The organism is Exiguobacterium artemiae 255-15, assembly GCF_000019905.1.
Taxonomy (GTDB): domain Bacteria; phylum Bacillota; class Bacilli; order Exiguobacteriales; family Exiguobacteriaceae; genus Exiguobacterium_A; species Exiguobacterium_A artemiae.
The window spans coordinates 1118745-1134468 of the sequence record NC_010556.1 but is presented as its reverse complement, the minus strand read 5'-3'; the positions used below and the strand labels follow the sequence as shown (position 1 = coordinate 1134468).

Annotated in this window: 14 protein-coding genes; 6 read left to right on the top strand and 8 right to left on the bottom strand. The window is 48.1% G+C overall.

All coding sequences use genetic code 11. The annotated features are described in order from the left end of the window. Window positions 1–34 precede the first annotated feature (34 nt). Entirely contained in the window at window positions 35–1009 is a 975-nt protein-coding gene (locus EXIG_RS05720; RefSeq protein WP_012369982.1) for a site-specific integrase, read from the top strand. 62 nt (window positions 1010–1071) lie between these two features. Here the strand turns inward: EXIG_RS05720 and hfq are convergent, their stop codons facing one another. The 4 genes from hfq to EXIG_RS05700 all read right to left on the bottom strand — a co-directional run bounded on the left by hfq (window position 1072) and on the right by EXIG_RS05700 (window position 4671). After that, window positions 1072–1323, bottom strand: coding sequence for an RNA chaperone Hfq (hfq, locus tag EXIG_RS05715; protein ID WP_012369981.1), 252 nt, complete (start codon window positions 1321–1323; stop codon window positions 1072–1074). A gap of 43 nt (window positions 1324–1366) precedes the next feature. Further along, complete coding sequence (gene miaA / locus EXIG_RS05710) at window positions 1367–2305, bottom strand: tRNA (adenosine(37)-N6)-dimethylallyltransferase MiaA (protein ID WP_012369980.1); 939 nt, start codon at window positions 2303–2305, stop codon at window positions 1367–1369. Window positions 2306–2759: 454 nt separating this feature from the next. Further along, the gene (locus tag EXIG_RS05705) at window positions 2760–3758 is read right to left on the bottom strand and encodes an ABC transporter permease (protein WP_012369979.1); all 999 of its coding nucleotides are present in this window, start codon (window positions 3756–3758) and stop codon (window positions 2760–2762) included. After that, entirely contained in the window at window positions 3751–4671 is a 921-nt protein-coding gene (locus EXIG_RS05700) for an ABC transporter ATP-binding protein (RefSeq protein ID WP_012369978.1), read from the bottom strand. The genes EXIG_RS05705 and EXIG_RS05700 overlap by 8 nt, the downstream gene beginning before the upstream one ends. A gap of 126 nt (window positions 4672–4797) precedes the next feature. On the opposite strand from EXIG_RS05700, the gene EXIG_RS05695 reads away from it, so the two are divergent. After that, entirely contained in the window at window positions 4798–5562 is a 765-nt protein-coding gene (locus tag EXIG_RS05695; protein ID WP_012369977.1) for an SGNH/GDSL hydrolase family protein, read from the top strand. Between the two features lie 85 nt (window positions 5563–5647). Here the strand turns inward: EXIG_RS05695 and EXIG_RS05690 are convergent, their stop codons facing one another. Further along, entirely contained in the window at window positions 5648–6004 is a 357-nt protein-coding gene (locus EXIG_RS05690; protein WP_012369976.1) for a DoxX family protein, read from the bottom strand. 211 nt (window positions 6005–6215) lie between these two features. On the opposite strand from EXIG_RS05690, the gene EXIG_RS05685 reads away from it, so the two are divergent. Together EXIG_RS05685 and EXIG_RS05680 are read left to right on the top strand one after the other, a co-directional pair. Further along, window positions 6216–7346, top strand: a complete 1131-nt coding sequence (locus tag EXIG_RS05685) for a S1C family serine protease (protein WP_012369975.1) — start codon at window positions 6216–6218, stop codon at window positions 7344–7346. A gap of 78 nt (window positions 7347–7424) precedes the next feature. Next, window positions 7425–8675 carry a lysine N(6)-hydroxylase/L-ornithine N(5)-oxygenase family protein gene (locus tag EXIG_RS05680; RefSeq protein WP_012369974.1) on the top strand — a complete coding sequence of 417 codons (1251 nt, stop codon included), beginning with the start codon at window positions 7425–7427 and terminating at the stop codon, window positions 8673–8675. 60 nt (window positions 8676–8735) lie between these two features. On the opposite strand, the gene EXIG_RS05675 is transcribed toward EXIG_RS05680, so the two are convergent. Together EXIG_RS05675 and EXIG_RS05670 are read right to left on the bottom strand one after the other, a co-directional pair. After that, window positions 8736–9596, bottom strand: a complete 861-nt coding sequence (locus EXIG_RS05675; RefSeq protein WP_012369973.1) for a DUF4003 family protein — start codon at window positions 9594–9596, stop codon at window positions 8736–8738. Window positions 9597–9715: 119 nt separating this feature from the next. Beyond that, entirely contained in the window at window positions 9716–11428 is a 1713-nt protein-coding gene (locus tag EXIG_RS05670; RefSeq protein WP_012369972.1) for an ABC transporter ATP-binding protein, read from the bottom strand. Window positions 11429–11644: 216 nt separating this feature from the next. Between EXIG_RS05670 and EXIG_RS05665 the strand changes: the two genes are divergently transcribed. After that, on the top strand, window positions 11645–13087 hold the full coding sequence (locus EXIG_RS05665) for a C40 family peptidase (RefSeq protein WP_012369971.1): 1443 nt from the start codon (window positions 11645–11647) through the stop codon (window positions 13085–13087). A 44-nt stretch (window positions 13088–13131) separates the two neighbouring features. Here the strand turns inward: EXIG_RS05665 and EXIG_RS05660 are convergent, their stop codons facing one another. Continuing rightward, window positions 13132–14319 (bottom strand): helix-turn-helix domain-containing protein, encoded by a 1188-nt coding sequence (locus EXIG_RS05660; protein WP_012369970.1) that lies wholly within the window; start codon window positions 14317–14319, stop codon window positions 13132–13134. Window positions 14320–14440: 121 nt separating this feature from the next. On the opposite strand from EXIG_RS05660, the gene EXIG_RS05655 reads away from it, so the two are divergent. Continuing rightward, entirely contained in the window at window positions 14441–15709 is a 1269-nt protein-coding gene (locus EXIG_RS05655) for an MFS transporter (RefSeq protein ID WP_012369969.1), read from the top strand. Window positions 15710–15724 lie beyond the last annotated feature (15 nt).

Sequence of the window (15724 nt, the reverse complement as noted above, 5' to 3'; positions counted from 1 at the left end):
GATAAAGAAAAGTATCTCAAACAGGAGGTCTGTTATGGCACGCGAACGGCTTGACTACACTTTGCCGGAATTCATCGAACGGTATCTGTTTTTCCTCAGCGCAAGCGGCAGACAGGACTCGACGATCCGGCGTTACCGGTACGATCTGATTGAAATTCACCGTTATATGACCGAAGTGGATCAGCCGCTCGAGACGATCGAGGATTTCAAAGCGATTCCGCTCGAAACCTGGAAAACGTTCATTAATGAGTATTTGATCGAAGAAAAATTGTATCAACAGGCAACGGTCGCCCGAATTGTCACTGTCCTCAACCAAATCAATTACCAGATCCGGCAGACGAAATCGAAGCTGATCGAATATGCCCAACCGACCCACGAACTGACGCCGCAGCATATCGCGTCACTGGCCGAATACGAGCAACTGATCCGGACGAACCGGTCCGACCGGGGCTTGACGGACCACCAGCTCGTTGCGCGGCCGTATCTGATCGACCGGAACGAACTGATTTTACGGCTCTTTTACCGCTACGGTCTCCGCGTCCACCACATCATCGGTCTGAAGATGCAGGATTTGAATTTTGCGCAACGCGAGATGACGGTTCACGACCGGCTTGGGAATGCCTACCTGCTCCACCTCGAACGGGACGACCAGGATTTGATGCTTGGTTATTTAAAGACGATCCCGGAACCGGTCCGTCCGCGGTACCACTCGACCGATCCGTTTTTTGTCGCCTTTGATTTCTCGCGGATGACGTTCCGCTGGGTGTACAGTAAAAATGCTCCGAAACAATTGTCGATCGTCATGATCACGAAGATGATGCGTCAGTTAAACGAACGGTCGGACAATAAACGGATCATTACGCCGTCGATGCTGCGGAACAGTTTCATTCTCGGTACGTATCTCGAAGAACTGACGAAAGAGGAACGGCTGACGAAGACGTGTCTTTATAAAGAGGTTTCACTCCGGCGTTATGCGGAAGCGTTCGACGAACTGAAGGGTTTGTTATAACAAAAAAGGAGCAACGCCATGGCGTTGCTCCAACAAGTAGGCGGCCCCCCGGCCGTCTTTTTTTAACGCGTGACTTCTTCCGTTTCCGTTTCCTGTTCATACAACGTCACATTACGTGCCGGTGCGAACGTCGAGATGGCGTGTTTGTAAATCAATTGCTGTTTGCCTTCCGATTCTAAAATGACGGTGAAGTTGTCAAACGACTTGATCAATCCCCGTAACTGATACCCGCTGATTAAAAACACTGTCGTCGGAACCGAATCTTTTCGTAATTGATTTAAGAAATAGTCTTGAATGTTGTACGTTGCCTTCATAAGCCCCCGTGCCCCCTCTATTTTTATCTGTTTTTCTTTCAGGCTACTCCGATTTAACCGCTTTCAGAAACCCTACTGTTCTATCATAGATAATTTTGAAGTTTTCTTCAAATGAAAGCCTTCCCATTTCAATCCAATTTCCGTCAAATTGATGGCGGAACCACGTCAGTTGCCGTTTGGCGAAACGACGGGTGTTCCGTTTCAGCTGCTCGACAGCCGGTTCGAGCGGTGCCCCTTCGAGAACCGGAACGATTTCCTTATAGCCGATTGCCTGCATCGCTTTCGTGTCCCGATAGCCGGCTGCAACCAATCGATCGACTTCCGCAACCAATCCCTGTTCAATCATTAAGTCGACCCGCTGATCAATCCGGTCGTACAGCTGTTCCCGGTCTTCCATATGTAAGACGAACAACAGACTGTCATACAAACTCGGTTCACTGCCGGAGACTTGCGTCTGTCCGCTCATCGCGACTTCAATCGCCCGGACGACCCGTTGAATATTGTTCGGGTGAATTTCGTCCGCCCGTTTGGCATCCAGCTGGCGCAGACGGTCATGCAGAGCCGTTGCTCCTTCCGCTTGGGCGAACTGTTCCAGTTCCTCGCGCAAGACTTTATTTTCCGCCTGGACGGTAAATTGATAATCATACAGAATCGCCCGGATATAGAGTCCGGTTCCGCCGACGATGATCGGCAGCTTGCCTTTGGCGGCAATCTCATCGATTGCTGTCCGGGCCAGCGTTTGAAAACGCGCGACGCTCATCTCGTCATCCGGATCGACGAGATCAAGCAGATGGTGCGGGATTCCTTCCATCTCTTCCTGTGTCACTTTGGCGGATCCGATATCCATCTGTTTATAGACCTGAACGGAATCACCGGAAATGATTTCACCGTTTAATTTTTTTGCTAATTCAATTCCTGTCTTCGTTTTTCCGACAGCGGTCGGTCCAACGATGACAATGACGGGCTGTTTACTCAATGACATCACCATTCCTAGTTCATACATTTTTGTAGTCAGTGTATCATATCCGGACAAGTCGCCGACACGACAAAAAAACCGTCTTCTCATAAAAGAAGACGGTTCAATGAGTTCTGTTACACACGGCGGATGAAGTCATCGTATACCGCACTAAATACACACCATCCACAAATGACTAAACCTGTTAGCATAATTCCCCAATCAGCCATTTCGGCACCTCCTCGTTGTCTTTAAATACCTTTTGACAAATCCGGGACTTCGTAAACCCTTTCAAGCAGGTTTGACACCAATTACTGGAATCGCTATGATAAAAGTACGATTGTTACATAGCGCAGAAGCTGACCTGCATCGGCTTCTTTTCAGAGGGATTCCCCTCTTGATTCCATGCAGATGCCCGACATCTGCAAAAAGTCCCTTTTCCATTACGGAGAAGGGACTTTTTTTGTTTGGACTGTACGTATCAGTACATATCTTTCTGTGTGAAATTCCAGAATGCGACAACCAACGCGCCGATCGTCCAGCAGAGCAAAACGGCGAGCGAAAACGGTAACGTCATTCCTTCGATCGGCGGTGCTTGTCCGTCGAGGTAGTTGATTAAACCAAAGTTGACGTTGACGAGATATTTTGAACTCGTCCAGCTTGAACCAAGCGTTGTCAGCAAAGTTCCGGAAATCAGGACAGCCATCATTATACCGATACCGGTTGCCGTGTTTTTGACAAGCACGGACACCATTAAGGCAATCGTCGCGACGACAGCCGTGACGATCCAGGCGAGACCAATCGCCATCAGCAGATACTCCCACATCGGTATCGTATGCACGAATTCGGTCGAGAACGTTCCGCTCGGCGACGCCTGGAACCCGGTTAGGATTGGTGCGGTCCAGCCGTCATATCCGAGGACGATACCGGAAATCGCATAACAGACGGCGGCAGTCAACGCCATCAGCATCGACGTATAGAGCAGGACCGTCAACCATTTCGCCATCAGGATCTTCCAGCGCCTTACAGGACGGGACAGCAACGTCTTGATTGTTCCGTCATTCTGCTCCCCGCTGACGATATCCGCCATGATGACGATGATGAAGAGCGGCAGGATTAACGTCAATCCTTGAGAGAAGAAGATCCGGATGAAGGTCGGCGCCCCCGGATAATTCGGATTGATGTCGTTATCGAGATAATATTGATTTTGCTTTAAATCAAATTCTAAAAACTGGCGAAATTCGTCCTGGATACTGCTCGAAGCCAGACGGTTTTGAGTATCGACGATATCCTGTTGCAACTCGACCCGCCAATCGAGCGTTCCCTGTTTCTTGATCTGTTCCTGGATGTCACGGTACTGCGCATACGTGAACATCGAGACGAGGACCACTAAGATGATGGCAACGACGGCAAAACGTTTTTTCGAAGCAATCTTCATGACTTCGTTTTGAATCAAACCGAGCATGTTCGGATTACGCAATATGATCTCCTCCTGTCAATGTAATGAAAAGATCTTCGAGCGTTTGGACTTTCCGTTCGATCGTCCATACTTCGACACCCGCTTCGAACAGCTGTTTATTCAAGGATGGTGTCTTGCTTGCATCCATCAGGGTATGGACCGTGTTGGCATCCACGATTTCCGAGACCTGAACGTCAGGCGACGCGGACAGGATCTCGTTTGCTTTAAACGCGTCATCGACACGCCAGTCGACTCCCGGTGCAAGCGATTCGACCAGTTCCTTGACCGTTCCGACCTGCACGATTTTTCCGTAACTCATGATGGCGACACGATCCGCCAGCATCTCGATTTCCGCCAGGATATGACTCGACACGAGGACCGACAAACCGGTCTCATCGACCAGTTTCCGGATGAATTGACGTAAATCACGGATTCCCATCGGATCGAGTCCGTTTGTCGGTTCGTCCAGTATCAGGACATCGGGCCGTCCGAGCAACGCTTGGGCAATCCCGAGACGCTGACGCATCCCGAGCGAATAGGTCCGGACTTGATCGTCAACGCGTGCCGTCAAATCGACCAGGTCAATGACTTCCTGGATCCGGGCATCGTCGACATTCGGCAGCATCCGTGAGAAGACTTGTAAATTTTCACGCCCCGTCAGATATTTATACAGTTCGGGATTTTCAACGATCGAGCCGATTCGTTGCATCGCTTGAACAAACTGTTTCCGGACATCAAAGTCGCAGACCGTGATATTACCGGATGTCGGTTTGATTAATCCGACGAGCATACGGATTGTCGTCGTCTTTCCGGCACCATTGGGTCCGAGGAATCCGAACACTTCACCGGGGAAGATTTCAAATGAAATATTATCGATGATCGTTTTCTTTCCAATGACTTTTGTGACTGATTCTAATTTTACGGTTGGTTTCACGTCTCTCACCTCTTAGTATCCATTCTAGCGGAATAATGAATGATTTACCTTATTGGAACACTTCAAAACCGCACATTCCAAAAAGGTTTGCTACAATCATAGTAACAGCAAAAGGAGGAACGGTTCATGAAACGATATCTTTGGCCACTTTTTTTAATAGTTTCTCTTATTTTAACGGCAGTCTTCGGGTACGGCTTTGCCAGTGCCTATAACGATGTCGTCAATCCCCCGAAACGGGCCGTCTTGACGCCGACCAAGGAAGAACTGGTCAAAAAAGGCGGAACTTATGTCGCGCTCGGTGATTCCCTGACACGCGGCGTCGGTGCCTCGAACGGAAACAGTTACGCCGCCATCGTCGGTCGCAAGCTTGTCAAAAAGGACCGCGTTGAACGTTTCCAAAATCTCGCCGTCAGCGGTGCCCGGACGGAAGATCTCTTAAAACAGTTGAAACAAAAGGAAGTCCGCCGCACGTTGTCCCAAGCAAAAGTCATCTCGGTGACGATTGGCGGAAACGATTTATTCAACCGCGGTGAAGGTGTCGCAAACTTCAATGCGAAGAAGACAGCCGCCACGATTGCAACGGCTCAAACCAACCTCGCCAAGACATTCAAGATCCTGCGTAAAGAAAATCCGGATGCCGTCATCTTTTACGTCGGACTCTACAATCCGTTCCGCGCCAGTGAAAATGGACAGGCGTTTGACGCCATCGTCCAGGAATGGAATGCGAAATCACGGACACTCGGTCTGAAATACGATATCGAAATCATCGATACGTTTAATCTCGTCCGTGACGTCAAACGTGATCTTTCAAGCGACCAGTTCCATCCGAACGATTCGACATACGAAGACATTGCCAACGCAGCCATCCTCGCCGTCGAAAAACGTTTTTAATTGAATAATGAAAAGGGTAACCGGAAAAGCAACTGATTGCTTTCCGGTCACCCTTTTGTTTTGTCCTGACAATTTAATGCAGTCCTTATTTCAAACGTTTAGCAAACGCAATCAAGACCCACTGCAACGGCAAACGGCCCCATAGTCCCCAAGCCGGCAATGTTTTCCCGTTAACCGGTTTCGGATTGACCGCCATATTGATATTTGCCGGTAAGACGGCATATAAAAATGCCGGTAATGTCTTCCGGACGAGGTCAACACCACGTCCGGACAGCAGCATCAAGCCGTACAGGATTTCGATCACACCCGTCACCTGGACGAAAAAACGTTTGAACGGGATGAAAGCGGGCATAATCTTAACGAACCCCTTTTCATTTCGAAAATGACCGATTCCGGCAAACAACAGGCCGGCACCGTACAAAACACGCAGTACATACTTCATCTGAATCTCTCCCTTTGTGACTAAGTCGGTTACTTAAGTACGAAACACACTCAGTGTACCGAACTGGCCGACGCGACTCAACTGTTTGAGATTGTTGTCGAATTATGGGGAATGATGAGGCATTTTGGAAAAACCACCGTAATTTCATTCCGGCCGATTAAATTTGATACATTAATCTTAGAAAAAACACTACATGAAGGGATGGATTTCGATGGCAGGAAAAACAAGACAACTCTTACCCGGACTTACTGGAGGCATCATCGGTGCTGTACTTACCGCAACAGTCGCCTTTCCGATTTTGATGGATCAAGAACAGCAAGTCGCCGATACACCACTCTCAAACGGCATGCCAAAACAAATTTCGACGACGACAAGCGATCCGGTGACGAACGCCGTCGCAACGGCTCAAAAATCCGTCGTCACGGTCACGAACTATCAATCGGGGAATTCGATGAGTCAGGAAGAGGCAGCAGCGGGTTCCGGCTCAGGTGTCATTTATAAAAAAACAGATAGTAAAGCCTACATCATTACGAACCACCACGTCGTCGACGGAGCCTCGAAACTCGAGGTCACGTTAAACAACGGCAAAACACTCAGCGCCAAATTACTGGGCAGTGACGAAACGTACGATTTAGCCGTACTGGAAGTCAACGCCAGTGATGTTCCGTCCGTCATCACACTCGGAAAATCGGCTGACTTAAAAGCCGGTCAAACCGTGCTCGCCATCGGTAACCCGCTCGGTGAGTTCCAAAACTCGGTCACCCGAGGTATCGTCAGCTCAAACGACCGGACGGTTCCCGTTGATACGAACAAGGATGGACAGGACGACTTCAATACGACGGTGATCCAAACGGATGCCGCCATCAATCCGGGGAACTCCGGTGGGGCCTTGATCAATGAACAAGGACAACTGGTCGGCATCAACTCGATGAAGATTGCCGAAACAGGCGTCGAAGGCGTCGGTTTCAGCATTCCGATCGATGACGCACTGCCGATTTTAAAACAGCTCGAAACGAACGGTGAAGTCAAACATCCGACACTCGGTGTCGCACTGCAGGATGTCTCGGCCTTCCCTGCCGGTTACCTGCTGGACCAAGTCAAATTGCCGGAATCACAAAAAACAGGCGTCGTCGTCATGTCCGTCGAACCGAACAGTCCCGCCGCTTCTGCAAAATTGAAAACCGGTGATGTCATCACGAAAATCAATAATGAGGAAATCAAAAGTTTTGTCGACATTAAAACCGCGTTGATTAAATCGGACGGCAACGTCACGTTGAATATCATCCGTGACGGAAAACAAATGACGGTCTCGACTAAAACAACAACGACCGATCAACTGTAAAGAACTGACAAGATACGTTTCAACCCCCTCCTATATCGGGTATTGTTTTATAACAATATCGATTGGGAGGCTTTTTTTATGTATGATTTGATTGGCGTAGGAATCGGACCGATGAATCTGGGGTTAAGTGCTCTGGCCCATCCGACACCTTTACGGACACTATTTTTTGACGAAAGCGAACAATTCTCTTGGCATCCCGGGATGATGATCAAGGATTCGATGATGCAGACAAGCTTCATTTCCGATCTTGTCACACTTGCCGATCCGACAAGCCCGTTTACGTATTTGAACTATTTACGATCTCTCAACCGTTTGCATACGTTTTATTTTTACGAAAAACTACTTATTTCGCGACAAGAATATAATGCTTACTTGAAATGGGTCTCGACTCAGCTCGACGATTTACATTTTTCGACCCGCGTCATCGATATTCAAGATACGGGTGACAGTTATGAAGTCTTGGTCGAAGAAGTCGCGACCGGTAAACGGACGACATACGAAACACGAAACGTCGTGCTCGGAACCGGTTCGAAACCTTCGATTCCGGGGAGTTTTGATAAAAATGTCATCCATAACACCCAATACGTCATGGAAAAAGAAGCCATCCTGCAACAGGATAAAGTCAGCATTGTCGGTTCCGGTCAAAGTGCGGCTGAAATTTTCCTCGATTTACTGACGAGCGACCGTCCGGAAACCTTTGAACTCGAATGGATTTCCCGCTCGACTATTTTCGAGACGCTTGAGACCGGCAAACTGGGTGAAGAAATCTTTTCTCCAAGTTACGTCCGTTACTTCAACAGTCTGCCGCTTGCTACCAGACAAGAAGCAGTCGCCAAATTCACGCGGTCCCAAAACGGGATTAGTCCCGAAACACTGCAAGCCATTTATGAACACCTCTATGATTTATCACCGGAAGAACAACAACGGGTCAAAATCCGGGCCAACTTGGAAGTCGATCAGATTTCATACGATTCGGACTTTACGATCACGATGCGGCATACCGAACTGAATGAACAACGGACTTCCAAAACCGGTGCCGTCGTCGCTGCGACCGGGTTCGTCCCGTCTCTCCCCCGCTTCATCAATCGGCTCGATATCGAGTTTGAAGGCGAACAGCAGGCATGGAAGGTCGATGCCAACTACCGGATCAGCCGAACTGTTTCGGCGAATCATCATTTGTATGCGACGACGAACCTCGAACTGTCACACGGTCCGGCAGCCGATAACCTCGGCATGTCCGTTTCACGCAACCAACTCATTTTAAATGATGTCGCCGGTAAAGAATTGTATCCGGTCGAACAGCATGCCACCTTCACGACGTTTGACTGATCATCGGACAAAACAAGAGATCCTTGGCAACTTGGCTGAGGATCTCTTTCGTTTGTTTTCTTACGGTTTTTTCGTCAGCTCGAGCGTCGCTAAAATCAGTAAGGCCGACTGCAGACGACTTTTGCCGCTTTTCGCGAGCAACAGATGAAACGCAATCAACCAATTGACCTCATCTGAAAAGCGGTTGCGGGACCGCTCCCGGTCGACGACACGCGTCACATAAATCATATCGACCCGTTCGGTCGTCTCAAGCAATGCCAGTAACGGAAAAATCCGATCCCAAATCCGCAATTCCCGTTCTTCCATCATTTCGCACCAGGCTTGAATCCGCTTTTTTTGACTATCGATCGATTTCGATGCGGCTAAAATCTGGGCCGTCATCAACCGTTCGCTTGAAGGTTTCATCCATCGTTCCAACCACCGTTCGGCTTGTTCGACCGTTTCGATGAATCGTTCCGGAAGGTTTTCCCCTTCCATGAGCGTCGATGTCACCACATATTGCTTCGCCAGATTGAGGACAGGACGTGTCTGTCGCAGTTGTTCTACGATCGGAAAGGCGTCGATTCCCTGTTCACGGTTTAAGACTTCACCGAGTGCAAAGAACGGTCGGACTGCCTTTTCTTTAATAAAGCGTCGTTTGATGTGGCGCTCCGCCTCAATGACCCGTTCGAGCAATCGCTCCGGTTCAGGACTGTTTAACTGGATATGTGAGATCAAGAGCGGCGTATACCGGCTGCGTAGAGCTGAAAACCGGGTCGTCTTCTGTTTGACGATTTGCATCATCCGATCATACGCCGCTTTGTCGAAAACCGTATTATGAATCGTATATGACAAGGCAAAAAAGCGATGAAAATCATGTGAGGATTCCCCGTGTAACGTCGAATAGGTTTCATTATAGTTTTCACAAAACAAACCGTACATGTCCCCGTCCTCCCTTCTCTTATATGTTCCCGGTTCCCATAAAATCATTCCGCCTTTCTTCCTTCAATAAAAAAACCGGAAGCCATGCTCATCTTGAAGATGAGTTGACTTCCGGTTTATCAGACGCGTTGCCGGTCAAGGAGTCGTGCGAAATATCCTCCGTTTTCGACCAGTTCTTCATGTGTCCCGTCTTCGACGATTCCGTCTTTCGTCACGACCAGAATACGGTCTGCTTGGCGAATCGTCGCCAGACGGTGCGCGATGATCAGCGTTGTCCGGTTTTTCGATAATTCAGCAAGCGATTCCTGGATGATGGCTTCCGTCTCGGTATCGAGGGCCGACGTCGCTTCATCCAAAATCAGGATTGGTGGATTTTTGAGGAACATCCGTGCAATCGCCAGCCGTTGTTTCTGCCCGCCGGACAGCTTCAGTCCCCTCTCCCCGATTTCCGTATCGTATCCGTCCGGTAAATCGGCAATCATCTGTCCGAGGTGCGCCCGTTCCGCCGCTTCCACGATGTCAGCACGATCGGCTGACAAATCGCCGTACGCAATATTGTCAGCAATCGTCCCCGAAAACAGGAAGACATCCTGTTGCACGATGCCGATTTGTTGCCGGAGCGATGTTTTCGTCATCTGTCGGATATCGATCCCGTCAATCGTAATGGCACCGTCCGTGACGTCATAAAACCGCGGAATCAACGAACAAATCGTCGTCTTCCCGGCACCCGACGTCCCGACGAAGGCAATCGTCTGTCCCGGTTCCACGGACAGGCTGATGTCTTTTAAAATCAACCGTTCGGCTTCATAACCGAAGCTGACGTCATCAAACCGGATCGCCCCACGTAATGCCGACACGTGAATGGCATCCGGCGCATCCTTCAGTTCTTCGTCATGATCAATCATTTCGAGAAAACGTTTGAAGCCGGCCATTCCTTTTGGATAAAGTTCCAAAAGTGCCGTAATTTTATCAATCGGCTTCAGCAGGATATTCATATAAAGAATGAATCCGACCAGTTCGCCGTAACTGAGTTTATTCTGATAACTGAGATAGGCACCGACGACGAGCACCGCAAGCGTCATCAACCGGGTCGTCAGATAGATTCCGGATAAACTTGTACCCATCACTTTGTAAGCATTGATCTTCGACTGTCGGAACGTCGCATTATCTTTTTCGAACCGTGCGACCTCATGGGCTTCATTCGTAAACGATTGAACGACGCGAATGCCGGAGACACTGTCCTCAACCCGGGAATTAACCTCGGCAATGTTGCCGTACATCCGGTCCCACGACCGGTTCATCCGGACGTTTGCATAACTGATCAACCAGATCAGGAATGGAACGGCAATGATTGTCACCAGTGCGAGCGGTACATTGATCGTCATCATGATCGAAAAAGCACCGAGCAGTGTCATGACGGCAATGAAGGCATCTTCCGGGCCATGGTGAGCCAGTTCACCGATATCAAACAAATCGTTCGTAATCCGGCTCATGATATGCCCGGTTTTCGTATTGTCAAAAAAACGAAACGACTGTTTTTGAACATGACCAAATAATTGCCGCCGCATATCCGTCTCGATGTTGATACCGAGCTTATGCCCGAAGTAGTTGACGACGAACTGCATCAGCGTACTGATGACATACAAGCCGAGTAATCCGACACTGACGAGAATGATCCAGTTTAACTCACCGTCCGGTAACAGTGAATCGATGAACCATTTGACAGCAAGCGGAAAAGCGAGCTCAAGCAGACCGACGAACAAGGCGGACGAAAAATCCAGCCAAAACAATCGTTTGTGCGGTATGTAATAGTGATAAAATCGTTTTAACATGCGAGTCCTCCTTCCAAATTATCTTTAGTGTACAGGATTACTGAAAATAATTCTCGTTTACAATTTCTTCTTCTTTTTTTGAAAATAACTCGAATTTCTTTCTCAAAAAATATATTTTAAAATAAGGTGAATCCCTATCTCCTTATGACAAAATGGTAACAATGATTCGATGTACCATCGAACAAGACTCACTATTTTGGAAGGGAGCCACACTACGTGAAAAAGACTTTTCTCACTTTGACGACACTTGCGCTGATCAGCTCAGCCACCGGCGTCGAAGCCGCATCAACGACACTCATCTTGACAGACAACGTCAACATCCGGACTGCTGCCACTACTTCCGCTCCTGTCATCACCACACTTAAAAAAGGAACAACGGTCACTGCAGTGAAGAAGACCGGATCCTGGTACGAAATTCGTCATCAATCGAAAAAAGCTTTCATTACAGCCGCTTACGTCAAAACCGTTCCAGCAAAAGCACCGACAACCACGACCTACATAACGAACACCTCATCCGTCAACGTGCGCGAGAAAGCAACGACCACTTCGAAATCGCTTGGTAAACTTGCGAAGAATGTCAGTCTTTCCGTTAAAAAGAAAACCGGTGAATGGTACGAAATCAATTACAAAAATAAGTCCGCTTATGTCCATACGACACTCGTCACAGCTAAAACATCGACAGTGACGACAGGATCAAAACCTCCGGTCACTAAGCCGGTTACACCGCCTGTTTCCACTGCCGTCAAAGCAGTCGATTCGTCCAAACAATATGAAGTCAATGCAAAAGAAGGATTGAATGCCCGTCTGTCCGCGTCAACGACCGCTAAGATTTACAAGACGTTACCACACAAAACGGTCTTAAAAGTAACTGGATCGCTTGATAAATGGTATCAAATCCAGCTTGATGGAAAAGACCTTTACGTCGCCTCGAGTTATGTTTTAGCGACGGCTAAGGATGCACCACCGCCTACACCTTCGACACCGGGTGTCTCTGTCACACCGGTCGACCAGTCGAAAGCCTATAAGGTCAATGCACCAACCGGCTTAAATGTCCGGACAGCTCCAAGTACGACGTCAACGGTCTTTACGCAACTGGCACACGGATCTACCGTTCAGGTTTCTGGTGAAACAACAGGAACGTCTGCTGGTTGGTACCAGATTAAAATCGGGACCACTTATTACTACGTTGCGAAAAGCTACATCACGACCGGCTCCGTCACGGCTCCGGTAACACCACCGGTCACGCCGCCAACGACGACGATTCCGGCATCCGGCATCATGGAAAAAGCGATCTCAATCGGACAACAGTATCTCGGCACTCCGTACGTCTGGGGTTCAAGCAGTCCCGTCAACGGTGGTTTTGATTGCTCCGGCTTCATCAACTATGCGTTGAATACGGCCGGCTACAAAGTGGCCCGGACGAACGTCAACGGTTACTGGAACAATGATGGCTACCTTGGTCAAAAGTTATCGAAATTACACCAACCGGTCCGTGGCGACATCATTTTCTTCGAAAATACGTATGCAGCTGGTCCGACTCACATTGGCATCATGTTGAACAACGATCAGTTCATTCATGCCAATACACCGTCACTCGGGATCAGTCGTCTGTCTGAGCGTTACTGGACACAAAAATTACTTGGTTTTAAAGCACTTTAATCCAACAGGACCAATCGGGATGATACCCGGTTGGTCCTGTTTTTTTACGTTAATCTCGCTAAGGTTTGCTCAATTTTTTGTTTAAAATGACCCGGTGATAATTGTGTTGTCAATTCTTCCACTTCTGCTTGACGGTCCAATCCAACTCCGGCTTGCATCGCAAACGCGAGCGCATATAACATCATCGCGTGATCGTACTCACCACCGGCCCGCCATAAGTGGGCATTTCTCCAAATTTTAGAAACGGCGCTTGGCAGGTCAAAGGTCAATTCCTCTTTTGAATCATTCCATAAACAAAGGTAGACTTCGAAATACCCGATGTAATGAAGACAGGCTTCAATCTCGACTTCAATCAGCCGTTCCCGTGCCTCACGAATCCCTGCATAATCCTCACGGTGGACGGCGATGGATCCTTTCGTCAAGTCGACAAGAATTTGATCAAGTGCTGTCGCTTCCGTGAATAAAAAGAAATGCCGTAATTTTTCGAGTTCGAATTCCGCCGCTTCATAGTCCTCTTCTAAACTTAAAAACAAGGCGAGGAGCCGGTGGTAGTTACTGACATCACTGTAGACACCCTTTTCCCGCATATAGCGGATCCCTTCCCGCAAGAAAACAATCGATTGACTCCAGTTATCATTGATCACACTGACACGAATCGCCTGTAACATTTGATAGTCCAAAAACGTTTCATGCGCGAGCGGGACATCCTGAAAAATCATCATCCCGTCAATCTTTCGGTAGGCTTCTTCATAACGGCGCAGAAAAAACAAAAAATAAACTTTTGAAATCTGTACTTTAATCTGTTCATCCCGTAATCCGAGTTGTTGGAATACATCCTCCGCCAAATCGAAGTAATGTAAGCCTTTTTCCGTATCCGAAAAACGTAAAGCACTTCCGTATTCGTAATAAATTTGCCCTTGCCAGTAAGAATTGATGGCGGGCTCTAAATACGGCTCAAGCATCGTCGCAATTTGTCCTTCCGCATAATAACCGCTTGCGGTCGAATTGATTTTTTCAATCATTTGCTTCATTTCGACGGCACGCGGATCAATCAATAACGCGTCGATGGAGACATGTAGACGATGGGCAATCGATTGTAACGCCGGTAAAGACGGTGTCGCCTTTTCGTTCTCGATCATACTGAGCATCGACTTCGTCATGATGCCGTCTGCGACATCCGACTGTGTTAATTTTTTCGCTTTCCGTAAACTTTTAATGCGTTGTCCCAGCATCGTTAGTACCTCTCTCTATCAAGTAAGTTCAATTAAATTTAACTTTTACATTTACAATTCTTCCCCGCTCCTCTAGTATAAAGGAAAGTTCAATTAAATTGAACAAAAAGGAGGAATTATGATGTCGAAAAATTTACAACGGTTGTTATTCGGTAAGTTTTGTTCATTATTCGCCGCCAGTCTGTTTACGTTCGTCGCCGGTCTGACCGTTTTACGGGAAACTTCATCCGGGCTTCAATTCGCACTTGTCTTACTCGCCGGGACACTGCCGCGGATTCTGTTATCCCCTGTTGCCGGTGTTCTGTCTGATCGCTGGAACCGGAAAAAAATCATCGTCACGACCGAAGCATCAAGTGCCTTCATACTTGCCGTATTTGCAGGTTACGCGACCTTTTTTCCTGTCCAGACGATGCATTACATGATTGTCAGCGCCCTGTTGACTGCTCTTTCAACCTTCCTTTCCGTCACTTTGATGAGTTCGTTGACACGATTGCTTGATGATGCGGAACTACAACGTGGTAATTCCCTCATTTCAAGTATCAGTTCCCTTTCCTCAATCGTTGCTCCGATGCTCGCTGGTTTCCTGTTAGCCTTTGCACCGATCCACCTCTTCACCCTCTTACCGTTTAGCTTGTTTTCACTCGCCGCACTTTGGAACATGCGGCTGACGTTCCGGGTAATTCCTTCTGCCGGTGAAGAAAGCTCACCTTCATTTTGGACAGACTTTCAATCAGGTTACCGCTATTTATTCAAACAACGTGTCCTGACGATACTCATCTTGATGGCACTTGTCTTGAATTTCTTTTTCATTGCATTGGAAGTCATCTATCCGATCATCCTGCTCGATCGCCTTACCTTCACCGCCTTCCAATTCGGAACAATTGAAGCCGCTTTAGGTACGGGTCTGTTGCTCAGCTCCCTGATGCTTGCTCTGCCTCGTTTTACGATCAAGCGTCCGTTGGTGACATTGTTTCAGTCGATTGCTTTAGTCGGTATGCTGTTTCTTTCACCAGTATTACCGTTACTCGACCTTATTCCATCAAACTGGACGTTCGGTTATTTTTTCGTTTTCTCTTTCATCGTCGGATTTATCCTCCTCCGGGCAAACATTCCGATTCAACTCCTCGTCCAGCGTCAAACAGACCCTGCTTACTTAGGACGGGTCATCGGTGTCATGGAATCCCTTGCGATGGGCATCATTCCACTCGGTATGTTGTTATTCGGCTTCTTAAGTGATCACGTTTCCCTCACTCTGATTCTCGGGATCAGTTCATTCGGTTTACTCGTGACCGTCAGTATCGGATTCTTTCACTTGCGGCACGATATCAAAATCGAACGCTTACCGGAAAACCAGCTTGAAACAGAAAAAACGTCCACCTCAGCGAGCTGAGATGAACGTTTTGAT

Coding starts and splice junctions, on each gene's coding strand:
- EXIG_RS05720 (WP_012369982.1), top strand. CDS start 35: ATGGCACGCGAACGGCTTGACTACACTTTGCCGGAATTCATCGAACGG.
- hfq (WP_012369981.1), bottom strand. CDS start 1,323: ATGAAGGCAACGTACAACATTCAAGACTATTTCTTAAATCAATTACGA.
- miaA (WP_012369980.1), bottom strand. CDS start 2,305: ATGTCATTGAGTAAACAGCCCGTCATTGTCATCGTTGGACCGACCGCT.
- EXIG_RS05695 (WP_012369977.1), top strand. CDS start 4,798: ATGAAACGATATCTTTGGCCACTTTTTTTAATAGTTTCTCTTATTTTA.
- EXIG_RS05690 (WP_012369976.1), bottom strand. CDS start 6,004: ATGAAGTATGTACTGCGTGTTTTGTACGGTGCCGGCCTGTTGTTTGCC.
- EXIG_RS05685 (WP_012369975.1), top strand. CDS start 6,216: ATGGCAGGAAAAACAAGACAACTCTTACCCGGACTTACTGGAGGCATC.
- EXIG_RS05680 (WP_012369974.1), top strand. CDS start 7,425: ATGTATGATTTGATTGGCGTAGGAATCGGACCGATGAATCTGGGGTTA.
- EXIG_RS05675 (WP_012369973.1), bottom strand. CDS start 9,596: ATGTACGGTTTGTTTTGTGAAAACTATAATGAAACCTATTCGACGTTA.
- EXIG_RS05670 (WP_012369972.1), bottom strand. CDS start 11,428: ATGTTAAAACGATTTTATCACTATTACATACCGCACAAACGATTGTTT.
- EXIG_RS05660 (WP_012369970.1), bottom strand. CDS start 14,319: ATGCTGGGACAACGCATTAAAAGTTTACGGAAAGCGAAAAAATTAACA.
- EXIG_RS05655 (WP_012369969.1), top strand. CDS start 14,441: ATGTCGAAAAATTTACAACGGTTGTTATTCGGTAAGTTTTGTTCATTA.